This window comes from Corallococcus sp. AB018 (genome assembly GCF_003986945.1).
Classification (GTDB): Bacteria; Myxococcota; Myxococcia; order Myxococcales; family Myxococcaceae; genus Corallococcus; species Corallococcus exiguus.
In genome coordinates this window covers 1-22871 of record NZ_RAWR01000035.1, presented here as the reverse complement: position 1 = coordinate 22871, position 22871 = coordinate 1, and the positions used below count along the sequence as shown (strand labels likewise).

General features: G+C 68.9%; 17 protein-coding genes. 6 read left to right on the top strand and 11 right to left on the bottom strand.

The window, feature by feature from the left end; all coding sequences use genetic code 11:
• Positions 1 to 76 precede the first annotated feature (76 nt).
• The 6 genes from D7Y11_RS10200 to argE all read left to right on the top strand — a co-directional run bounded on the left by D7Y11_RS10200 (position 77) and on the right by argE (position 7833).
• Positions 77 to 562, top strand: coding sequence for a DUF2383 domain-containing protein (locus D7Y11_RS10200; protein ID WP_120574411.1), 486 nt, complete (start codon positions 77 to 79; stop codon positions 560 to 562).
• 44 nt (positions 563 to 606) lie between these two features.
• Positions 607 to 1989: a formimidoylglutamate deiminase gene (gene hutF, locus D7Y11_RS10195; RefSeq protein WP_121751776.1), complete on the top strand. Its 1383-nt coding sequence runs from the start codon at positions 607 to 609 to the stop codon at positions 1987 to 1989.
• 63 nt (positions 1990 to 2052) lie between these two features.
• Complete coding sequence (locus D7Y11_RS10190) at positions 2053 to 3516, top strand: hypothetical protein (RefSeq protein ID WP_121751785.1); 1464 nt, start codon at positions 2053 to 2055, stop codon at positions 3514 to 3516.
• Positions 3517 to 3660: 144 nt separating this feature from the next.
• Positions 3661 to 5064: a hypothetical protein gene (locus tag D7Y11_RS10185; protein WP_126933572.1), complete on the top strand. Its 1404-nt coding sequence runs from the start codon at positions 3661 to 3663 to the stop codon at positions 5062 to 5064.
• 26 nt (positions 5065 to 5090) lie between these two features.
• A complete protein-coding gene (locus tag D7Y11_RS10180) occupies positions 5091 to 6623 on the top strand; it encodes a hypothetical protein (RefSeq protein WP_126933571.1) in 1533 nt (510 codons plus the stop codon).
• 67 nt (positions 6624 to 6690) lie between these two features.
• On the top strand, positions 6691 to 7833 hold the full coding sequence (gene argE, locus D7Y11_RS10175) for an acetylornithine deacetylase (protein ID WP_126933570.1): 1143 nt from the start codon (positions 6691 to 6693) through the stop codon (positions 7831 to 7833).
• A gap of 9 nt (positions 7834 to 7842) precedes the next feature.
• On the opposite strand, the gene D7Y11_RS10170 is transcribed toward argE, so the two are convergent.
• From D7Y11_RS10170 to D7Y11_RS10120, 11 genes are all read right to left on the bottom strand, one after another.
• On the bottom strand, positions 7843 to 8571 hold the full coding sequence (locus tag D7Y11_RS10170) for a DUF2652 domain-containing protein (RefSeq protein ID WP_126933569.1): 729 nt from the start codon (positions 8569 to 8571) through the stop codon (positions 7843 to 7845).
• A 36-nt stretch (positions 8572 to 8607) separates the two neighbouring features.
• Positions 8608 to 12192, bottom strand: coding sequence for a transcription-repair coupling factor (gene mfd / locus D7Y11_RS10165; protein WP_121751778.1), 3585 nt, complete (start codon positions 12190 to 12192; stop codon positions 8608 to 8610).
• A gap of 167 nt (positions 12193 to 12359) precedes the next feature.
• Positions 12360 to 13055 (bottom strand): Tfp pilus assembly protein FimT/FimU, encoded by a 696-nt coding sequence (locus tag D7Y11_RS10160; RefSeq protein WP_126933568.1) that lies wholly within the window; start codon positions 13053 to 13055, stop codon positions 12360 to 12362.
• Positions 13052 to 14260, bottom strand: a complete 1209-nt coding sequence (locus D7Y11_RS10155; protein ID WP_120574419.1) for a PilW family protein — start codon at positions 14258 to 14260, stop codon at positions 13052 to 13054. The genes D7Y11_RS10160 and D7Y11_RS10155 overlap by 4 nt, the downstream gene beginning before the upstream one ends.
• A complete protein-coding gene (locus tag D7Y11_RS10150; protein WP_120574420.1) occupies positions 14257 to 14763 on the bottom strand; it encodes a prepilin-type N-terminal cleavage/methylation domain-containing protein in 507 nt (168 codons plus the stop codon). Before D7Y11_RS10150 ends, D7Y11_RS10155 begins: the two co-directional genes overlap by 4 nt.
• Entirely contained in the window at positions 14760 to 19115 is a 4356-nt protein-coding gene (locus D7Y11_RS10145; RefSeq protein ID WP_121751780.1) for a DUF4114 domain-containing protein, read from the bottom strand. Before D7Y11_RS10145 ends, D7Y11_RS10150 begins: the two co-directional genes overlap by 4 nt.
• The gene (locus D7Y11_RS10140) at positions 19115 to 19549 is read right to left on the bottom strand and encodes a cytochrome c (RefSeq protein WP_120574422.1); all 435 of its coding nucleotides are present in this window, start codon (positions 19547 to 19549) and stop codon (positions 19115 to 19117) included. Before D7Y11_RS10140 ends, D7Y11_RS10145 begins: the two co-directional genes overlap by 1 nt.
• A gap of 64 nt (positions 19550 to 19613) precedes the next feature.
• Entirely contained in the window at positions 19614 to 20261 is a 648-nt protein-coding gene (locus D7Y11_RS10135) for a hypothetical protein (RefSeq protein ID WP_120574423.1), read from the bottom strand.
• Between the two features lie 188 nt (positions 20262 to 20449).
• Positions 20450 to 20770 carry a hypothetical protein gene (locus D7Y11_RS10130; protein ID WP_120574424.1) on the bottom strand — a complete coding sequence of 107 codons (321 nt, stop codon included), beginning with the start codon at positions 20768 to 20770 and terminating at the stop codon, positions 20450 to 20452.
• Positions 20771 to 20829: 59 nt separating this feature from the next.
• Positions 20830 to 21165 carry a cytochrome c gene (locus D7Y11_RS10125; RefSeq protein WP_121751781.1) on the bottom strand — a complete coding sequence of 112 codons (336 nt, stop codon included), beginning with the start codon at positions 21163 to 21165 and terminating at the stop codon, positions 20830 to 20832.
• Between the two features lie 42 nt (positions 21166 to 21207).
• A complete protein-coding gene (locus D7Y11_RS10120; protein ID WP_121751782.1) occupies positions 21208 to 22803 on the bottom strand; it encodes a hypothetical protein in 1596 nt (531 codons plus the stop codon).
• Positions 22804 to 22871: the final 68 nt, after the last annotated feature.

Sequence of the window (22871 nt, the reverse complement as noted above, 5' to 3'; positions counted from 1 at the left end):
CCGTTGGTTCCGCGCGGAGGAGGCCCCACGTTGTTCGGGCCCAAGCATTCTCGGCACCCGGTTGGAGGAGGCACCCATGGCCAACAAGTCCGAAGTGGATCGCCTGCACAGCCTGGCCCAGCTCGATGCCGATGCAGTGGGCGCGTATGACGTGGCCATCGCCCGCATCGGGCCCGCCCTGGTGCGCGAGCGACTCAACAGCTTCCGCGCGGACCACCTGCGCCACGTGCAGGACCTCAACGCGCTCATCCAGCACTTCGGGGGCGAGCCGGTGACGCTGCGCCCGGACCTGAAGGGCTCCGCGATGAAGGGCCTGACGGCCATGACGGGGCTGATGGGGACGGAGGCCACGCTGTGGGCCATGTTGGGCAACGAGGAGCTGTTCGACCGGGCTTATGAGCTGGCGCTCCAGTTCGAGTGGTCCCCCGAAGTGAAGGCCCTCATCCGGCGCCACCGTGAGGACGAACGGCGCCACGGCACGTGGATCCGCGACGCGGTGCGCACCCGGCCCTGGGCGGACAGCCGATTGCCCTTCATGGACACCGCCGAAATGGGCGCCTGAAGCCGCTACCGCGCGTCGCGGCGAACTGGCATACGCTGCCGCGCGTGAGCGACATCACTGTCTACCAACCCGACTTCCTCTTCACGGAAGGGCGTTTCCACGAAGGCCGAGCGCTGGCGGTGGGCGCGGATGGCCGGGTCCTCGCCGCGGTGCCCGAAGGCGCGCGCGTGGAGCGGCTCGCGGGGCGGGCGCTGTTGCCGGGGCTCGTCAACGGCCACTCGCACGCGTTCCAGCGGCTCATCCGCGGGCGCACCGAATACGTGGCGTCCGCCGGAGGCCAGGACGACTTCTGGTCCTGGCGCGAGGCGATGTACCGCGCCGCGGAGGCGCTCACGCCGGATGAAGTCCACATCGCCTCCCGGCAGGTGTTCCTGGAGATGGTGCTCGCGGGCATCACCACGGTGGGCGAGTTCCACTACCTGCACCACCAGCCGGATGGGACGCCCTACGCGGACCGCAACGCGCTGGCGCACGCGGTCATCCGCGCGGCCACGGACGTGGGGCTGCGCATCTGCCTGCTGCGGGTGGGCTACGGGCGCGCGGGCTTCAACGTGCAAGCGAACCCGCGCCAGCGCCGCTTCATCGACGCGGACGTGGACACGTTCCTGTCCACCACGGAGGCGCTGGCCCACGCGACACGCGGTGACGCGCGGGTGAACGTGGGGCTCGCGCCGCACAGCGTGCGCGCGGTGTCGCGGGACTGGCTGACGCAGGTGGCCCGCTCCGCGCCCGCCGGCATGCCCATCCACATGCACGTGGCGGAGCAGCCGAAGGAGATTGAGGCGTGCCTCGCGGAGCACGGCCGCCGTCCGGTGGAGCTGGTGTCGGACGTGGGCCTGCTGGGGCCGCGCTTCACGGCCGTGCACGGCGTGCACCTGACGGAGGACGAAGTGGCGCTGCTGGGCCGCGCGGAGGCCACGGTGTGCGCGTGCCCGTCCACGGAGCGCAACCTGGGTGACGGCATCGTGCCGGCGGACGCGCTGGTGAAGGCCGGGGCGCGCGTGAGCTTCGGCTCGGACAGCCAGACGGTGGTGGACCTGCTGGACGAGGCCCGGCAGCTGGAGCAGCACCTGCGGCTGGTGCGGCTGCGCCGCGCGGTGCTGGACCCGGGAACAGGGACGCTGGATGGACTGGCGGCGCGGCTCTTCGACATGGCCACGGTGCAGGGCGCGCGAAGCCTGGGGATGGGCACGGGCACGCTGTCGCCGGGGTCGCCCGCGGACTTCTTCACGGTGGACGTGCATCACCCGTCGCTGGTGGGCGCGAGCTCCGCGTCGCTCCTGCCGGGCATCGTCTTCGGCGCGGCGGGAGGCGCGGTGCGCGAGGTGGCGGTGGCGGGGCGGCTCGTGGTCCGGGACGGCCGCCATCCGCTGACGGAGGAGAGTGGCAGGGCCTTCCAGCAGCTCGCCCGGCGCCTCTACCCGTAGGGGAGGGGACCCGGTTCGATATGGGGGGCGCCGTCGGCGCGTTGAGGGTGCGGGAGGATGTGGATGCGTTCAGGAATCTGGTTGTCGCTGGTGATGCTGATGGGACTGGCGGTGGGGGGCTGTGCCGGGCGGCAGGACCTGGAGACGCCGGACTACGAAGCCATCTACGACATGCCGCTGGAGGAGATGTGGCCGTCGGTCCGTGAGTACTTCACGGACGCGAATCTGCCCTACCGGGAGGACCGGGGCAGCCTGGTGCTGGAGACCGAGTGGAAGCAGGAGTTCGGCGGCTCGAAGATCGCCGGCTACTGGCACCGCTACATGGTCATCGGCAAGCGGGAGACGCCGACCAAGAGCAAGTTGTGGATCATCCGCATCACCAAGACGGTGAACAAGGCGCTGGCCCAGCCCGGCCGGCAGCTGGATTGGGGCGCTGGCCGCGGGCTCGGCGGACCTCCCGGTGATCGCGGTACGGGGGCCCCGGGGGATGCGTCCGCGAGCGAGGCGTATGGCGTCTCCGTGGAGGACGATGCGGACCGGCTCGCCTTCCCGGTGGGAGAGAACGCCTTCTACGTGGACTCGGGACAGGGCACGCGAGACCTGACCATGGAGTGGCGGGTGTTCCGGGGCATCATGCCGAAGTTCGCGAAGCAGCAGGCGGTGAGCGCGGAGCAGCAGGTGGCGAAGGCGCCGGGCGCGAAGGACGCACCGGCCTTCACCGAGTGCGGCCAGTCCATCCTCGGCCTGAAGAAGCTGGCGCAGGCGGGTGGGGTGATGCTGCTGGGTGAGCTGCACGGCACGCAGGAGGTGCCGCGCTTCATCGCGCAGTCCGTGTGTCAGCTCGTCACGGCGGGCATGCCGGTGACGGTGGGCCTGGAGCTGCCGGTGGAGAACGAGGAGCGAATCTCCACGTTCCTCCAGAGCCAGGGCGGCGAGGTGGACTGGCTCAAGCTGATGGAGGCCCCCTTCTGGCGCAGCCCGTATCCGGACGGACGTGGCAGCGAGGCGGTGGCGAACATGCTGGAGCAGCTGCGACAGTTGCGAGCGCAGGGCCTGGACGTGGCGGTGTTCGTCTACGACCACCCGAAGCTGTCCGGCCAGCAGCGTGAGGACGCGCTGACGAAGACGGTGCTGGCGCAGGTGAAGGCGACACCCAAGCGCTTCCACCTGGTGGTGAGTGGCAACGTCCATCCGCGCACGGCGAAGGGCCTGCCCTGGGACAAGCAGTACAAGCCCATGGGCTACCTGCTGAAGGACCAGGTCGAGGACGTCACGGCGCTGGACATGGCCTACGACAGCGGCACGGCGTGGATCTGCGCGGCGGATGTGCAGGGACGCAAGCTGGACTGCGGTGTGAAGGAAGCGAAGGGGAAGGACAACGGCGACCGCTTCTTCGTGCACCGGTGGAACTCAACCAACAAGGAGGGCTACCACGGGGTCTTCTATGTGGGCCACGTGACGGCGTCCGAACCCGCCATCAACAAGGGTCTGGGGAACCCGGACGCGGCGCCCGCGTCCGCTCCGTAACCCGGACCCGAGGCAGAAGCACAGGGGCCGTGCGAGTCACCGGAGCCGGTGGCCCGCGCGGCCTCTGGCTTTTCACGGGCCTCGATATGTCCACCGCCCCCACGACGTTATTCGGGCATCGCGGAACGAGAGGGGACACTGCGAATGCGCTCGATGGTGAAAGTGGGATGGCTGGCGTTGCTCCTGGCGGTGGGTTGCGCGGGGCGGCAGGACCTGGAGACGCCGGACTACGAAGCCATCTACGACGTGCCGCTGGAGGAGATGTGGCCGTCGGTCCGTGAGTACTTCAAGGATGCGAACCTGCCCTACCGGGAGGACCGGGGCAGCCTGGTGCTGGAGACCGAGTGGAAGCAGGAGTTCGGCGGCTCGAAGATCGCGGGCTACTGGCACCGGTACATGGTCATCGGCAAGCGGGAGACGCCGACGAAGAGCAAGCTGTGGATCACCCGCATCACCAAGTCGGTGAACAAGGCGCTGTCCCAGCCGGGCAAGGAGATCGACTGGGGTATCTCCCGGGCCGTTGCCGGGGGCGATGATCCGAATGTCCTGAGCGTGGAAGACACTGAGGACCGGCTGGCCTTCCCGGTGGGAGAGAACGCCTTCTACATGGAGTCGGGACAGGGGACGCGCGACCTGACCATGGAGTGGCGGGTCTTCCGGGGCATCATGCCCAAGCTCGCGAAGACGCAGCCGGTGAAGACGGAGCAGCCGGTGGCGAAGGCAGCGGCGACGTTCACCGAATGCGGCCAGTCCATCCTCGGCCTGAAGAAGCTGGCGAAGGCGGGTGGGGTGATGCTGCTGGGTGAGCTGCACGGCACGCAGGAGGTGCCGCGCTTCATCGCGCAGTCCGTGTGTCAGCTCGTCACGTCCGGCATGCCGGTGACGGTGGGACTGGAGCTGCCGGTGGAGAACGAGGATCGCATCACCACCTTCCTCCAGAGCCAGGGCGGTGACGTGGACTGGCTCAAGCTGATGGAGGCCCCGTTCTGGCGCAGCCCGTATCCGGACGGCCGAGGCAGCGAGGCGGTGGCGAACATGCTGGAGCAGTTGCGCCACTTGCGAGCGCAGGGCCTGGACGTGGCGGTGTTCGTCTACGACCACCCGAAGCTGTCCGGCCAGCAGCGCGAGGACGCGCTGACGAAGACGGTGCTGGCACAGGTGAAGGCAAAGCCGGAGCGCTTCCACCTGGTGACGAGCGGCAACATCCATCCCCGCACGGCGAAGGGCCTGCCCTGGGACAAGCAGTACCAGCCCATGGGCTACCTGCTGAAGGACCAGGTCGAGGACGTCACTGCACTCGACATGGCCTACGACAGCGGCACGGCGTGGATCTGCGCGGCGAACAAGCAAACCAGCAAGCTGGACTGCGGTGTGAAGGAAGCGAAGGGGAAGGACAACGGCGACCGCTTCTTCATGCACACGTGGAGCTCGGCCAACAATGACGGCTACCACGGCGTCTTCTACGTGGGGCACGTGACGGCCTCCGAGCCCGCTGTCCTCAAGGGCCTGGGGAACCCGGGAGCGGTGTCGCCCCCGTCGGGTCTGTGATGAATGCCACGAAGGGAGCACTGCGAATGCGCTCGATGCTGAACGTGGGATGTCTGGCGGTGTTCCTGGCGGCGGGCTGTGCCGCACGTCCAGTGGACTGGGACCTGATGGGGCGAGAGGCCATCTACGACCGGCCCCTGGAGGAAGTGTGGCCCTCCGTGCGCCAATACTTCGTGGACGCGAAGCTGAGCTTCCGCGAGGCCCCGGACAGCCCGGTGCTGCAGACCGAATGGAAGGAGGAGTTCGGTGGCTCGAAGATCTCTGGCTACTGGCACCGCTATCTCGTGCTGGGCAAGCGGGAGACACCTACGAAGAGCAAGCTGTGGATCATCCGCGTCACCCGCAGCGCGAACAAGACGCTCTCCGCGCCCGGCAAGGAGCTGGAGTGGGGCGCGAGCCGCAACATGGGCATGGACCGCCGGCGGATGGACGATATCAGCCAGGGACTCGTTCCCGCGCCCGGAGCTCCGGAGACGCTCGAAGGCGGCCTCGGCCTCAGCATGGAGGATGACGAGGACCGGTTCGCGATGCCGCGCGGAGAGAACGCCATCGTCGCGGAGTCCGCGCATGGCACGCGCGACCTGACCATGGAGTGGCGGGTGTTCAACGCCATCGCGCCGGGCCTGGAGGCGAAGGACGGGAGCCCCCCACGCACGTCCATGCAACCGGTGGCGAAAGCACCCGAAGCGGAGTCCGCGCCCGCGTTCACCGAGTGCGGCGCGCCCATCCTCGGCCTGAAGGCCCAGGCGAAGGCGGGCGGGGTGATGCTGCTGGGAGAACTGCATGGCACGCAGGAGGTGCCGCGCTTCATCGCGCAGTCCGCCTGCCAGCTCACCGGGGTGGGCACGCCCGTGTCGGTGGGCCTGGAGCTGCCAGTGGAGAACCAGGCGCGCATCACCACCTTCCTCCAGAGCCAGGGCAGGGAAGAGGACTGGCTCAAGCTGATGGAGGCCCCGTTCTGGCGCAGCCCGTACCCGGACGGCCGTGGCAGCGAGGCGGTGGCGAACATGCTGGAGCAGTTGCGGCAGTTGCGCGCACGAGGCCTGGACGTGGCGGTGTTCGTCTATGACCACCCGAAGCTGACGGGACAACAGCGTGAGCAGGCCCTGGCCGCCACGGTGTTGAAGGAAGTGGAATCCGGCCCCGCGCGCTTCCATCTGGTGGTGAGCGGCAACATCCATCCCCGTACAGCGAAGGGCCTGCCTTGGGACAAGCAGTACCAGCCCATGGGGAGGCTCCTGGCCGCCCGGCTGAAGCACGTGGTGGCGCTGGACGTGGCCTACGACAGCGGCTCTGCGTGGATCTGCGCGCCGGATGAGCGCAGCCGCAAGCTGGACTGCGGCGTGAAGGAAACGAAGGGCAAGGACAACGGCGACCGCTTCTTCGTGCACGTCTGGGATTCGCCCAACAAGGACGGCTACCACGGCGTCTTCTACGTGGGCCGGGTGACGGCGTCCGCGCCCGCCATCTCCAAGGGGCTGGGCCGGCCGGGAGCGGATGACAACTCCGTGTTCCCCTCGGCCACGGACGCGGACGCGGTGGCCTCCGCACGACGCTGAGGGCACGGCCACACTGGCGTCGCGGCGCGGGCGGTGGCATGGAGGTGGCCTGACTGGAGGCCGTCCCATGAGCGACACGCTGCCCGCGCTGCGGGCCACCCTGGCGGAACTGGTGGCACTGGACACCACGTCCTCGCGCCCCAACGCGCCCCTCATCGACTACGCCCAGGCGAGGCTGGAGGCCGCGGGCTTCACCGCCGAGCGCCAGCACTACACCGACGACGCGGGCGTGGCGAAGGTGAACCTCGTCGCGCGCAAGGGCGACGCCGACCGCGCCGCGCTGGCCCTGGTGGGCCACTCCGACTGCGTGCCCTACGACGCCGCCTGGACGGACGCGCTGCGCCTCACCGAACGCGACGGCAAGCTGTACGGCCGCGGCGCCTGCGACACCAAGGGCTTCATCGCCTGCGCGCTGCACACCGCCACCCGCAAGGACCTGCCGAAGCTGGACGCGCCCCTGCTCGTCATCCTCACCGCCGATGAAGAGGTCGGCCTGGTGGGCGCGAAGAAGCTGGTGTCCGCCGGCCTGGGCCGCGCCAGGCACGCCATCGTCGGCGAGCCCACGCGCCTCATCCCCGTGCGCGCCAACAAGGGTTACTGCCTGGCGGAGGTGGAGGTGCTGGGCAAGGAAGGGCACAGCGCGTACCCGGAGCTGGGCGCGTCCGCCATCTTCCGCGCCGGCCGCTTCCTGCACCGGCTGGAGACGCTGGCGAACACCGTCCTCCGCGAGGACCGCGACGAGGGCTTCCAGCCGCCCTTCACCACCGTGAACGTAGGCCTCATCCAGGGCGGCAAGGCGAAGAACGTCCTGCCCGGCTCCTGCCGCTTCACCGTGGAGTGGCGCCCAATCCCCGGACAGGCCGCCGAGCGCGTCCCGGAGATGATGGAGCACATCCGCCAGGAGCTCACCCGCGACGAGCCCGCCTACGAGGCGCGCATCAAGGTCCTGCGCATGGACCGCGGCGTCCACACGCGCGGCGACGCGGACGTGGTGCGCTTCCTGGAGCAGGTCAGCGGCAACGCGTCCGAAACGGTGTCCTTCGGCACGGAGGCCCCGCAGCTCACGGAGCTGGGCGCGGAGGCCGTGGTGTTCGGCCCCGGCGACATCCGCGTCGCGCACCAGACGGGCGAGTTCGTCCCCATGGAGGACCTGGTGCGCTGCGAGGCCGCCCTCACGCAGGCCGTCGCGCGCTTCTGCACGGGAGGCTGAAGGCGCGGCTCAGGGCTTCTCGGGTACGGCGTCGACGACCTCGACGTTGCGGAAGCCCTCGCACGCCTCCTTGAAGCCGAGCACGTACTTCAGCGAGCGCAGCTCCAGGGTCAGCTTGTTCCACAACTTGCGCAGCAGGTTGGGGCGCGGCGCGGGCACGCTCGTCACCAGCGAGCTCAGCTCGATGTAGTGCGTCGACGTGCGGCCCATGCCCTCGAAGTCGTGCTCCAGCCCCTGGCTGAGCTGGCGCAGCTCTGGCCCCAGGTGCTGGTGCACCGCGTCCGTCATCAGGACGTACTCGGAGATGGGCACGTCGTTCTTCAGCATCCGGTGCAGGAGGATGACGTCCACCCCCGCCAGCTCCGTGAGGTGCTTCACCTTCTGGAAGGCGACCTCTCCGGCGTGGGCCACGAACTTGAGCGTCAGGTTGCCCACCTGCGTGCACCCGTCGCAGTTGCACATGCGGTCGATGGCCAGCTGCTCCCGGCGCTCCAGGAACGCGCGGCGGATGGCCGCCACCTGCTTCGCGACCGGCGAGGTGTCCTCGCCCACGGCGTAGAAGAAGGCCGCGTCGCCTTCCAGCTTCGCCAGCTTGAACCGCCCGGACGCGTCGATGACGGCTTCCAGCAGCTGGGCCACCGTGTCCTGCGCGTGCGCGAGACCGAAGCGGTGCTGCCGCATGAAGCGGGTGTAGCCGCCGATGTCCGCGATGAGCAACAACGCCTTCTCAATCGCCATTCGGCGGCCAGCCTATCGTAAGTCCCCGGGCGTGCGTCAGTGCCGGGGCAGCGCGCAGGTGCCCACGTCGCGCAGCAGCTTGTGCGCCTCCGCCAGCAGGGCGTGCCCCTTCACCTCCGGGGGCACGCGGGCGATGAGCTTCATGTCCGGCGTCAGCCGGTAGAAGCCCTTGGAGCGCTGCACCAGCCCCGCCACCTTCGCGCCGTCCAGGAGCGCGTCGCCGCCCAGCGCCAGCGACAGCCGGGCCGGGCCCCCCTCCAGCGCGCGCAGCCGCAGCTCGCGCATGTCGATTTTGAGGAGCGTCACCTCGGAGAGGGCGTCCACCTCGTCGGGGGCCTCGCCGTAGCGGTCCACCAGCTCCGCGCGCAGGTCCGTCACCTCGTCCGGGTGGCTGGCCTGGCTGAAGCGCTTGTAGAACACCAGCCGCTGGTGCACGTCCGCCACGTAGTCGTCGGGGATGAGCGCCGGCATGGGCAGGTTGATGTCCGGCTCCACGTGCACCTTGGGCGGCTGGCCTTGCAGCTCCGCCACCGCCTCTTCCATCAGCTGCGCGTACAGGTCGAAGCCGATTTCCGCGATGGCGCCGGACTGCTTCTCGCCCAGCAGGTTGCCCGCGCCGCGAATCTCCAGGTCGTGGCTGGCGATGGAGAAGCCCGCGCCCAGCTCCGTGAAGTTCTGGAGCACCTCCAGGCGCCGCTGCGCGTCCTTCGTCACCGGACGGCGGGTGGGCACCATCAGGTACGCGTACGCGCGCTCCTTGCTGCGGCCCACGCGTCCGCGCAGCTGGTAGAGCTGCGCCAGGCCGAACTGGTCCGCGCGGTTGACGATCATCGTGTTGGCGCTGGAGATGTCGATGCCGCTCTCGATGATGCTGGTGCACAGCAGCACCTGGAACTTGTGCTCCGTGAACTGGAGCATCACCTTCTCCAGCTGCCCCTCGCCCATCTGGCCGTGCGCCACGCCGATGGAGACGTTGGGCAGGAGCTTCTTCAGCTCCTGCTCCATGGACGGCAGGGACTCCACGCGGTTGTGCACGAAGAAGACCTGGCCACCGCGGGCAATCTCCCGCTCCACGGCCTCCTTGATGGCGCCCTCGTCGTACTTCATCACGAAGGTGCGGATGGCCCGGCGGTCCTGCGGCGGCGTGGCGATGATGCTCATGTCGCGCACGCCGGACATGCTCATGTGCAGCGTGCGGGGGATGGGCGTCGCCGTCAGCGTCAGCACGTCCACCTGCGTGCGCAGCCGCTTGAGCGCCTCCTTCTGCTTCACGCCGAAGCGCTGCTCCTCGTCCACCACCAGGAGCCCCAGGTCCTTGAAGGCCACTTCGCCCGCCAGCAGCTTGTGCGTGCCGATGACGATGTCGACCTTGCCCTCCTTCGCGCGGCGGAGGATGTCGCGGATCTCCGGCGGCTTGCGGATGCCGGAGATGACCTCCACCGTGACGGGGTAGTCCTTGAAGCGCTTCTTGAAGGAGTGGAAGTGCTGCTGCGCCAGCACCGTGGTGGGCACCAGCACCGCCACCTGCTTGCGGTCCAACGTGGCCTTGAAGGCGGCGCGCATCGCCACCTCCGTCTTGCCGTAGCCCACGTCGCCGCAGACGAGCCGGTCCATCGGCTGCGCCTTCTGCATGTCCGCGAGCACGTCCTCGATGGCCTTCGCCTGGTCCGGCGTCTCGTCGAACTCGAAGTCCGCCTCGAACTGGGCGAAGTAGCGGTCCGGCGGCGCGAACGCATAGCCCGGGTGCGCCTTGCGCGCGGCGGCCATCTGCAGGAGCTCCGCCGCCATCTTGAGCAGCTGCTCCTTGACGCGCTTCTTCGTCTTCTCCCAGCTCGTCGTGCCCAGCTTGTCCAGCTGGACCTTCTCCGGGTCGCCGCCGGTGAACTTCTGGATGAGCCTCATGCGGCCCACCGGTAGATAGATCTTGTCCCGCCCCGCGTACTCCAGGACGAGGAAGTCCCCCGGCACGCCCTGCACCTCCATCTTCGTCAGGCCCGCGTAGCGCCCGATGCCGAAGTCGGTGTGGACGATGAGGTCGCCTTCCTTCAGGTCCTTGAAGCCCGCGGCGAACGCGTCCAGCTTCTTGCTGCGCTTGACGCGGCGGCGGGAGCGGACGCCGAAAATCTCCTCGTCCGCGAGCACCGCCAACCGGCCTTCCGGGTCGATGAAGCCGTGGCTCACCTCGCCGGTGAACAGGTGCGCCCAGATGGCCGGCTCGTAGAGCTTCGCCGGTTCCTGCAGCGCTTCCGTGTGCACCTTCACCATCACGGAGCGGTCCAACAGCAGCCGCTTCAGCCGGTCCGCCTGGCTGAGCGTGCCGCACGCCACCGCGCACGCCACGCCGGTGTCGCGCCAGCGCTGGAGCCGCTCCACCAGCGGGGTGAGCGCGCCCTCCTCACCGTGGTGCGCGAGGATGGCCTCGCGCAGGTCCTGCGTCGTGCCGAAGGTGAAGGCCACGGGCGCTTCGGACTGCGTGAGCGACAGGCCTCCGCCCTCCATCACGCGCAGGGCCTTGAGGCCCTCCGCCACGCCCTCGCGCGTGAGGAAGTGGTGCTCCGGTGGATAGGTGAGGTCCTGGCGCGCGTCCGCCTCCTCCACGCCCTTCGCCAGCTCCGCGGTCAGTTCCTCCAGCGCGCGGTCCAGGCCCATCGGGTCGTCCAGGTAGACGACGGGCTCCTTCGCCCACGCGCGCAGGTAGTCGAACACCGAGGCCAGCCCGCCCTCGAAGAAGCCGGGCAAGAGCCCCTCCAGCCCGAAGCCGGGCAGGCCTTCGCGGAGCGCGTCCAGCCGCTCGCGCAGCTTGATGGTGGGCAGGTTGATGCGGTCCGCCACCGCGCGGGCGGCGGCCTCGGCGCGCGGGCGGGTGTCGTCGGTGAGCAGCAGCTCGCGCGCGGGCACCAGGTCCACCGTCTTGAGCGCGTCCACGGTGCGCTGCGACTCCGGGTCGAAGACGCGGATGGACTCGATGGTGTCCCCGAAGAACTCCAGGCGCACCGGCCGCTCGTACAGCGGGCTGAAGACGTCCAGCAGGCCGCCGCGCACGCTGAAGGTGCCCTTGTCCTCCACCAGCGGGCTGTTCTGGTAGCCCATCAACGCCAGCTTCCGCGCCAGCGAGTCCCGGTCGAAGTCCTGGCCCACCTCCACGCGCTGGGCCAGCCCCTCCATCACCCCCAGCGGCAGCACGCGGCGGTGCAGCGCGCGCAGGGACAGCACCAGCGCGGGGAACGGCGTGCCGCGCGCCAGGTGGAACAGCGCGCCCAGGCGCTCCGTGATGGGGCCTGCCTCCGGCGACAGTTCGTCGTACGGGAGCACCTCGTCCGCGGGCAGCCGCAGCACGCGAGGCTCCAGCAGGCTGCCGGTGCCTCCCAGGAAGAAGGCCAGGTCGTGCGCGAGCGCGTCCGCCGCTTCTTCATCCACGGCCACGCACACCAGGGGCGCGCGCAGCTCGCGGTGCAGGCGGGCGAGCAGGTGGCCGCGCGCCGCGCCCTTCACCCCCTGCGTCCGCGCACGGTGTCCCACGCGCAGGGAGGCGAGGAGCCGGGCGAAGGCATCACCGGAGGAAGGGGGAGCGCCGCCGGGCCAGGGCGTGCCATCGGACTTCGGAGGAGGAGAGGTATCCATTCGGGGGCCCGTGTGGGGCCCTCGGCTAATTAGGGTGCGGCCTCTCCCAAATCAACGCTGGATGCGGACACCTGTCGTGTCCAGGGGGACAGCGGGACGGCCGCTGGGCGGGGAGGCTCACGCGCGCCCGGGACATGGGAAGGTCCCCGGGCGCGCGGCAGGCCCGCTCAGGGCTTGTCGCAGGCGTTCGCCAGCCGGATGTCCCGCTTGGCGGTGTCCGTGGTGGTGGCGGACATCGAATCGCAATCCATCACGTTGGACATGCCCGTCAGCGGCTCCACCATCAGCACGCTCTTGGCGCGGTTGGAGGTGAACCGGAACTGGATGGATTCATCCAAGGGCGCCGCCCCCGCGATGGTGGCGGGCTGACCGAGCTGCCCCTGCAGGCAGTCCATCTTGTTGAGCGCCGGCCGGCCGGAACCCGGCAGGAAGCACAGGTTGTTGATGTCCGCGGCGCTCATCGTGGTGGGGATGATGATGTCCTGCCCCGTGTCCGTGCAGCAGTTGGGCTCGGTGCGGCAGGTCTTGTCCACACAGGCTGGACTGGGGCAGTTGTCCAGGGTCCATTCATCCGGGGGGCTGAGGTCGGTGCCACACTTCAGGCGCTCCCAGCGCGCCACGGTGGCCCGCGAGCCGTCTGGCAGGGTGATGTCGTTCTCCACCACGATGCGCACGGGCTGGTTCGTGCTGATGGCGAGCTGGCGTGCCCGCAGCGCGGACGACCACAACTCACGCGTCGCGGTGTTTTCGCGCTGGGCGCTGATGTTGCCCTGCATGCCGGCAATGGCGAGGGTGGCGAGCACCCCCAACACCGCGACGGCCGTCATCATCTCCAGCAGCGTCATTCCTCGCGTGTTCTTCATGGCGCTGCCCCTCCCGCTCCGGCCACCCGGACCATTCCCACGCTCATGAAGTTGCGGGGCTCGACCGTGAAGGTGAACCGTCGGCGGCTGTACCCGTCTCGCACGAAGCCTTCCTCATCCAGCCCGGGCTGGATCGCTTCCTGGTTGGAACGACGGGTCCGGATGACCAGGGTCACCTCCAACTGGCGGACCCGCTGGCGGAGCCTCTTGCGCAGATCCAGGTCATTGGGGGGCTTCACCACCGCGGAGCCATCCGCCTCCAGCAGACCCAGTGAGCATTCGTTGGTGTCGTACTTCGCCAGCGTGCACTCGGAGATGGCCGGGTGTGCCTGCGCGGGGACGGGGAGCATGCCTTCATTGGGGAACCACTGCAGGGCGTTGTCGGGGTTGTTGAAGTCGATGAGCCCCTCCCGCACGGTGAGCTGTTCCACGTCACGGCTCAGCGGCAACCAGTTGGCCTCCCCCACGGGCCGGTACTCCAGCGTGGGGATGTTGTTCCTCCAGTTCACCCGGTAGGCCACGCCCCCCAGCCGCATGGCCATCCAGTTCACGACGTCAATGGCCAGCCCTGTGGGCCCGCTCCAGGCGGCAGCGCCGTCGATGCAGGCAGGGTTCTTGTCGGCGCCGTCGGTGGTGATGGTGGACATGCTGCCGGGCGCGCCAGGCGCCACGGCGGTGATGTTCACGGGGCACGCCATCCGGCGGCCACCGCTCGCCATGACCGCGAGCGTCGGGCCACTGGGTGTGACCAGGGCCGTGGGGGCCTCGGGGAGCGCGCAGAAGGTATTGCCGTTCCGGAAGTCTCCCCCCGGGCATGACGCCAGCGTGATGGCTCCGTTCGTCTCACCCCAGTAGAGCTGGAGGGCGTCCGAGGCCAGCGCCGCCGTGGGGGCCTGCACGAAGGTCGCGTCCGCGGTCAGGTCGGCCCTGTGCCACACCGTGATGGCGGACCGCTCATCGTCGACGTCGAAGGCGATGGGCGTGTTGCCCATGCCCACGCCCGCCCGCCACACGTCGGCGACGAGCACGTCCTTCACGGTCCGGCCCGTCACCTGCGCCGTCATCGTCTGCTCTTCGAAGAGGGCGCGCTTCTGCATCTGGGTGCCCACCACCAGCCCCGTGGTGATGACGACGACACCCAGGGCACTGGCGATCATCATCTCAAGGAGCGTGAACCCCCGGCCCTGGAACGAGGAGGTCTTCATGGCGCCATCCGCGTCTGGAGGACCACCATCTGCCGGTCCGAGCGAAACCCCGGCTCATCCCAGCTCACGGACACCCGCACGTTCACGACGGTGCCAGGCGCTCCCGCCACGACGATGCGGTCCAGCGGGGGCCAGCCCACCTTGGCCCCTTCCATGGTGATGGGCTCCCTCGGGTTGTCCACGTCGATGTTCACCCTGTACTCCCTCGCCACCAGGCCCGGCTCCGTGGGCGCGATGGTCCGCAGCGCCCCCGAAGCCGTCTGCCAGACGGAGTAGTTCTCGTCCCGCAGGTTGTTGCAGGTCGGGTTCAGGCAGCCCAGCGTCATGACCCGCTCCAGGGCCTGCTCCGCGATCACCTGGGCCTGGTTGGCGGTCAGCGTGCGCCGGTTGGAGGCGCTCGTCTGGGTCACGACGGTCATGGCCGCCATGACGCCCAGCAGCATGACCGTCATCGTGGCCATGACCTCCAACAGGGTGACGCCTCGTGAGGCACGCTGCTTCATTGCGGCAGTCTCCCGTCGGGCAGCGGCTCCCACATCATGATCTGCGAACGGGGAACGCCACCATTGGCGGTCGGGTTGTTGTGCTTCCCGTCCGGGTTCTCAGGCGCGGGCGTCGGCGCGACATCTCCGGTCACCGTGCCCTGCAGGACGAAGCCGTCATGGATGACGGGCGCGACGATGGCGTGGAAGCTGTTGTCCTTCTTGCTGATCAGTGCGCCTGTCCCCTTGTTGGCGACGTACGACTGACCCTTGAGCGTATCGCTCAGGTTGCAGATGTCCGCGGCCGTGCCCGCCGCGGTGGCGGCGAAGACGTTCTCCTCGCTGAGCGCCACACCGCCCCACAGCTTCTGGCCCGCATCCATCTTCTGCACCCACAGGGGCTTGAGCTCCGCGCACGGCTTGCTGCCGGTCGGGTCCGAGTCCTCGAAGGCGAGCAGGTGGTACTGGTAGGTGGGCTTCTTGGGATCCAACTCGGGATAGCCGTCCGAGTACTCATCCGGATTGTCGCTGGTGCCGAAGTAGAACCGCACCGCCGGCCCCGTCTTGGTGGTGACCAACTGCACCGCCATGCTGGAGTAGAGCTGCTGGAGCTCCAGCGCCGTCTGGCTGGCGGCGTCCTTGTGGTCCTTCAGGGCCGTGGCGGCATGCGCCAGCATGCACTTCTGGACCTGGTCGCCGGCCGGGTCGGTGATCTTCACCTTCTTGAAGTTGACGCGCCAGACGCTTCCGGACGTGGTGGGGACGTACATCACGTCGTAGCTGCCGTCCCGGTCCAGGTCCACCATCGGCGTCGCCGCCGCGACGCCGGAGCCCTTCTCCAGCGTGATGACGCCCGCGTACTTGCCCGCCGGACCCGAGCCGGATTCGAGCGGCTGGCCCGTCTTCATGTCGAGCACGTAGACGGTGCCCGCGCGCTTGTCCGCCGGCTGGTAGTCCGTGCCCACCACCGACACCCAACGCCGGTCCTTCTCATCCGCGGAGCCCCAGGAGATGCGGGCGACGTTGGGGACGTGCCGCGAACCGCTGTTGTCCGGCAGCAGCACGGCGCTGTTCAGGACCTGCGCCGCGCTGAAGTAGGAGGCCATGGCGGTGTCCATGAAGCTGAACTCCCACATGGGCGAGGGGTACCACGAGTCCTTCGGATTCGTGATGTCGAGCGAGAAGACCACGGGGGAGGTCTTGCCCGTCGCGGAGACGAGCACCGTCTTGGCGCCCTGCTTCTTGTTCTCCGTGGTCAGCGGGGTCCAGTCGTACTTGATGCTGGCGTCCCAGCCGTTCTTGTCACCCAGGTCCACGTTGGCGATGGCCGGCGTGGCGTCCATCTGGGGGCGCACGAGGGTGCCGGAGTTGCGGAAGCGCACGTACTGGTTGCGGTACTGGCCCAGCATCAGCCTGGGCATGTAGGCGAAGACCTCGCTGCCCTTGCCGTACATGCGCTCGGCGGGCTTCTCCTTCGTGCCGCACTTCTCCGGAACGAAGAAGCCCCGGTACTGGCTGCCAGAGACGCACTCGTCGTTCAGGGCCGCGCGATACTCGCCCGTGTCGAAGGCGTGGAGCACACCGGTCATCGTCCCCACATAGGCGATGCTGCTCCGCTCCTTCAGGGGCGTCATGAAGTTCTTGAAGTACAGGTCGCGCTCGCTGGCCTTCGCGGCCTGGTACCAGGAGTCCTGATACGGCGGGACGGCCACGCCCACGGTGGACTGGTTGACGCCGCCCATGGGCCAGGGCCGGCGCGCGTTGTTGGCCCCGGCGGCGTGACGGTTCTCGTAGCCGTACAGCCAGTCCACCAGGAAGTCGCGGTCGTTGTGGTCGCCGGTGATGTGCTTGTCCGTCCCCGGGGGTTGCGTGATGGTGGGCGTGCCGCAGATGTTGTCCTTGTTCAGGTCATACGGATAGCGCCTGTCGATCTCGCTGTAGTCGTTGCAGAGCACGTCCGGGAACAGCACGCTGTCGGCGGTGCCGGCCAGCTCCTTGACCTCCTTGCGCTGGCCCGCGGCGTTCATCGAGTAGAGCTTGCGGTTGCGCGGCTCACCGGAGGTCATGGACACGGCCATCACGCGGCCGCCCTCCCACTGCTGCTCGTTGGTGGTCGTCTCGGGGTTCTCAGGGTCGTAGATGGACTGGAGGTACAACCGGCCTCGCAGGGTGTAGTCCTTGGCGCCGTCATAGGCCCGGATACCGGGAGCGGGCAGGCTGCTCTCCACGGAGGGCCAACCCGTGCCCCAGTTCTGTCCCGGCGTCTCGTTCACACCCCACATGACCACGTTGCCCACCGTGGTGGGGGTGGCGCGCGAATAGGCACCCGCGCGCACGGCCTGATAGCCGATGTCGACGTCGTCGATGATGGGACGGCACTGCTCGTTGGGGCTGCTGATGTCCACCTTCCAGCACAGCTGCGAACCGGTCAGGCCCAGCGCCAGGATGTCGATCTCCACCTCCTGGGCGGCGGGCGTCTGGGCCGGGAAGACCACGGGCACCCACGTGGGGTTCGGGTTGTCGTTGTACTTGATGTTGACCGGGTCGAAGGTGCGGCAGTCCACCGCGATGGAATAGGTGATGGTGGGCAGGATGCCGGTCGACGTGCAGGCATTCTTGGCCTCCTCGGTCCAGCAAGGCGCTGAAGTGCAGTCCTTGCGGATCTCCGTGGGGGGATTGCCGGGCTTCGCGTAGGGCGCCACGTCGTCCTGACGGCGGAAGCGCACCTTGGTGATGGTGAAGTTCTGGCCGGGCGTATCGCCCTCCGGGCTCAGCACCTTGGAGGTGATGGTGGTGGACTTGGCGCCACCGCCGTTCTCCTTGTTGATGAGGAACACGATGTCGTTGAAGTCCCGGTCACCACCGCCGTTGAGGTCCTCGAAGCCGAGGATCCACCGGAAGGGGTCGGTGGTGGGTGCGCCCACGATGACGTGGGGCATGTAGTTCATCCGGTCGATTTCCTTCTTCTCGAGCCCCGGCTCCGTGCCAGGCCGCATCACCGTCACGCCCTCCTTGGGCATGAGCAGGTTGTTGTAGGTGTTCGTGTTCAGGCGCTGGAGGGTGGCGTCGTCCAGCCAGCCGCAGGCCTTCTTGTTCGTGTTGACGATGGTGCAGGCGTCCTTGTAGCCGGGCGGGTTGCACTGGTCGGAGTACTCGCAACCGATGTTGCGCTCGGCCACCTTGTTGTCCGCGGGGGCCAGGAAGTTCTGGTCCATGTTCCAGGTGGCCTTGGAGAAGAACACGGAGATGGACGTGCGCAGGTGCAGCAGGCACTTGCCGTCCTCGGCGGCGTTGTCCGAGTACTTCTTGCGCTTGAGGCAGGGCGCGACCGTGTCGTTGTCCAGGTTGTGGCGGGCGTCGTAGTAGACGATGGCGAAGAAGACGATCTCCTTGCCGCCCTCGATGAGGCCCAGGTCCACCGTGCGGTCACGGGCGGTGATGCCGGGGTCGGGGTTCACCGACTGCTCGAGGCCGCGGTAGTCGTACTTGGAGACGTCGTAGTCCGGGATGCCGTCGTTGTCGGTGGTGGCATCCTGCACGGGGCCCAGCTTGCGGAAGACGGTCTTGTCGCTGTCGTCATCCGCGAGCAGGAAGACCATGCGCCCCAGGCCCAGATAGCCGTTGGCTGCGGCGCTCGGCTCCAGCAGGTTGGGGATGTGGGGGAACAACCCCTTGTCGGACGCGTCGTTGTCCGAGAGGTCCTTGGGAGTGTCGAAGTTGTTGTTGTTCAGGGGCATCTGCAGCCCCACCCAGTCCGCCTTGATGTTGTAGGCGCCCGACGTGCGTCCTGGCCGCGCGTCCGTGGTGTCGAGCTGGGACTCGAACTTCTCCTTGCAGTCCTTGTCCATCGCCAGTTCGGGATGGTTGTACTTGATGCCACCGGACGTGAAGGTCTTGTCACAGCGGCGCGGCAGCACGCCGATGTACTTGTGGGTCAGCTTGGTGTCGTCCGCCGGCGTGAGGTTGTAGAGGGCCTCGTGCAGGTCGAGGATGCCGTTGTTGTTGAGGTCGACGAGGTTGCCGTTGGCGTCCGCGTAGTGGCGGTCCTTCACGTCATCCAGGTACATGTAGCCGAGCGCGTGCGACGCACCGGCGGACTCGTACACGTAGCTGATGGTGACGCGCTGGTCGAACGGGAAGGTGATGTTCTCCGAGTCCAGCTTCTTGAGGTTGGTGTTGAGCTGGAGGCGGCCGTCAGGGCGCAGGATGATGGTGTCGTTGGCGACGGTGAGGCCGTCCGGACCGAGCTTGAAGTCACCCTGGGCGTCCTCGTCCAGGTCGTTGCGGCAGAGCTGGGTGGGCGTGGTGGCCGTCAGGGCCGGCGACGAGAGCGTCAGCGCCAGGGCAAAGAGTCCCTTGTAGAACGTCCGCATCACTTCTTCCCCTGGTTCTTGGGCTGGGACTTCGCCTTCTCTTCGGCTTCGGGCTGTTCACGAACCTTCTGCGTGCCGCCCTGCTCCAGTTGCTGCCGCAGGAGCATCCGGCGCGGAGGCGGCGTGGCCACCGTCACCGTCGCCAGGAAGCTCACGAGCGCGTCCATGTCGTCGGGGGCCAGGAGCCGCGTGTCGCAGTTGGTCTTCGGGTTGATCCGGTGCGGTGCCACGGTCCACGTGCGGATCTCCTCCAGGCTCTTCCTGCGCAGCACCGTGGCCATGGGGGGGCCGGCCGGTGCGCGGGTGCCGAAGGAGCGCTTCTGCACCTCGGCCGGATGGCATTTGGCGCAGGCCTTGTTGAAGGCCAGTTCGCCGCGGTCCTGGGCGCTGGCGAGCGCCGGGAGCAGAAGCAGCAGGGGAGTCAGGCGTTTCATGGAGGGCTCGGGGGGAGGCAGGAGTTCTGGAAAAGGGACGCGGCGGTGCCACCGGCTGCGGGAACTAGTTGTTGATGTTGGCGTTCCCGGAGGGGGTGCCAGGGCCGACGATCGACTGGGTGCTCACGTTGGTCACGAGCGCCTGGACGACGGAGCGCGTCGGGCGGCCCCGGGGATTCGCCACCTCGGCGATGGAGACGACCCACACCTGCTGGTTGCCGTCGACCTCCGGGCTGGGATCACTGTCGTCGTCGTCCCGCACGAAGACGCGGTAGCGCACGTTGCGCTGCTCCGGGTAGTCGACGTTGGCGGGGAGCTCGGCATCCTCCAGGGTGCTCGTGAGCAGCTCGTAGCGGTTCCACACCTCGCCACCGCCGGGCGGGAGCAGCTCGAAATAGGGGCGGGCCGCGGAGCCCAGGCCCGGGATGTCGTTGACCGGCGCACCCAGGGTCGCGCGCAGGTCGATGGTGAGCTCGCCGAGGTTCTTGGCGTTGGCCATGATGAGGCGCACCGTCTCACGGCCTTCCGCGAGGCCCGCCTCGGCGGCGAAGAACGCCTGCTTCTGGCGGCGGGTGTCGGCCTGGCTGTCGGCCTCGCGGCCCACCACGCTGTAGCTGAGCATCACCGCCATCGTCACCAGCGTGACCACGCCCAGTGCGAGCAGGAGCGTGAAGCCACGGGACTGACGGCGGGGGGTTGGGCGACGCACCATCTGGGGCTCCTTCACGTACCCTGGGGGAGGTACGTCTTGGGAGCCACTGAACAGCAAGCTTCGTGCCGGGAATTCCGGCACTCAACCCGCCGGAATAAGGGATGTCCGCGATGCGGGGGGGTGCCGTGTGACGTCAGGGGGCTGCGCAAACTTTGCGAGCCCCCTCATTCTTGCGAGGTAGCCCGGCGTCAGCGGTGGCCGCCGCGCACGGCGGCGCGCAGGCGGAGCATGTCGTCCAGGACGCCGGGATCCACCAGTTCCAGGGCGGCCTTCTGGGAGAGGGCGCGGGTCTGCCGGCGGTACTCCTCTTCATCCTCCTCGCCGCCGCCCTTGCCACCGTCGCTGCCGCCCTTGCCACCGCCCTTGCCGTCTCCGCCCTTGGGCATCAGCGCGACCGGCTGGGAGATGCCCGGCTCCAGGCGGGGGAAGGCATTGGCGTCGGCGCGCACCGACGTGAAGAGGCTGACCATGGACAGGCAGAACACGATGGCGACGGTGAGGGTCTTCATGGCGGCTCCAATTCTCCCAATCCCCACGACGCCCGGACGCGAAGGGTTATTCACGAGCGCTACTCCTTCGCCTCGGCCTTGAAGGTGCGGATGTATCCCACCAGGGCGTCCATCTGCTCCGGGGTGAGCCGGTCCTTGTAGGCCTTCATCTTGGGGTTGTGGGACGAGCCGTTGGCGATGACCTTGCGCAGCTCGGCGTCCGACTCCCTCTTCTGCCAGGAGGCCCGGCTCATGTCGGGGATGGACTCCTTCTGGCCCATGCGCGTCTGGGCGCGGCCGTCCGGGCCGTGGCAGTTCTTGCAGCTCTTGTCCCAGAGGGCGGCGGCGTCCTCGGCGTGGGCGAGGGCCGGGGAGCACAGCAGGAGGGTGGACAGCAGGAACCACCGCGAGGTCATGCACGGTCTCCGAGCGAGGGGGAGGCCAGTATAGCCACGCGCTCAGGAGCCGGCTTGGGGCCAGAAGGGCGCGGTGGGGCGGCCGGGGGGCTGGAGCCAGACGGACTCCAGGAAGCGCACCGCGTTCTGATCCGCCCGGTCGTTCCGGGTGAACACCGCCTGCGCGCTCGCGAGCACCGCCAGTGTGGCGAGCCCCGCCACCCAGACCGCCGGCGGAGGCGCGCGTCCGGCCGCGTCCCGGCCCAGCGCCCCGAAGACGGACGCCGCCACGGTGACGAGCGCCGCGAACAGCACCGCGCCGGCCAGGGACGTGGGCAGGCCCAGCCAGGCGAGCAGGTTGGGCGGGTGGTAGCCGTCCAGCATGAGCGGCCGGGCCAGCGCGAGCACGGGGGTGGAGACGTCGTCGGGGATGTAGTTGACGAAGGTGGCCAGGCCCGTGATGAGCACGGACGCCGCGCACAGCATGGCCGCGATGCCGGACAGCACCGGCCTGCCGGCGCCGCGCAGCCGCTCCAGCACCAGACCCGCGGGCAGCAGCAGGAAGGGCACCAGCCCCGTGAGGTGCCGGGGGCCTGTCGTCCAGCCCCACGAGTCGTAGGTGAACGACGAGGTGAAGTACGTGTAGCCGGCGAGCGTGGCCGCGGACATCCAGAAGAGGGCGCGTCCTTCCGCGGAGGTCCGGCCCAGGCGCTTGAGCAGCACGAGTCCGGGCAGCGCGAGCAGCAGGAACGGCGACAGGGTGAAGAGGCCCCTGAGCGGAGAGAAGAACGACAGCGCGAAGGCGCGCGGATCCGGCGTGCGGATGCCCAGGAAGCCGCCCAGGTGCCACGGCTGGTAGGCCGCGTCGTTGAGGTGCTTGTAGCCCGTCTCCAGCGGGTGCCCGAAGGTGGCCTGGTGGTAGAGCCCCAGCGCCACGATGAAGGGCAGCGCGCCCACCACGGCGAGCCCCGTGGCCCGGCCCAGCTTCTTCAGCCGCGCGGCCCACGGCTCCGGCGTGCCTGGCACGGTGAGGACGGCGTAGAGGATGAGGCCCAGCACACCGAGCGCGCCGGTGTACTCGGCGGCGACGGTGGCGCCCGCGCACGCGCCGGCCACGATGTAGCCACGCTCGCGCCACTCGCCGCGCGACAGCTTCCAGAGCGCGTAGAAGCCCGCGAAGAGCAGCACCGCCGTCGTCTGGTGGCTCATGAAGAGCAGCGAGTAGCTGAACGCGAGCGAGCCCAGCGCGTACGTCACCGTGACGCCGTCCGCGACGACGGGCGACAGGAACGCGCGCAGGAAGCGACGCACCAGCCACAGCAGTCCCAGCGTGGGCAGCACCGTGAGGAAGAGGCGGCTGAAGAAGACGAGCGGCACCTCCGGCACGGCGTAGCGGTGGCTGCCTCCCAGGAGCCTCAGGCTCGCGTACACGGGCACCGCGGCGAAGGACAGCAGCGGCGCCTTGGACGGGTAGTAGCGCCCGTCCATCACGGACAGGTCGCCCACCGGGCCGTAGTCGCGCAGGGCGCGGTTGATCTCCAGCGTCCCGTCCTCCACCAGGGCGCGTGTCTGCCACAGGCGGCACAGCTCGTTGGGCGAGCGCAGGCCCGGGTGGTACGGGAAGAGGACCACGTAGAGCGCCGCGACCGCGGCCCACACCGCTCTGGGCAATCCCGTGGCGCGGGGCGCGTGCGCCTCGGTGGGAGACGCCGGGGCCGCGTCGGGGG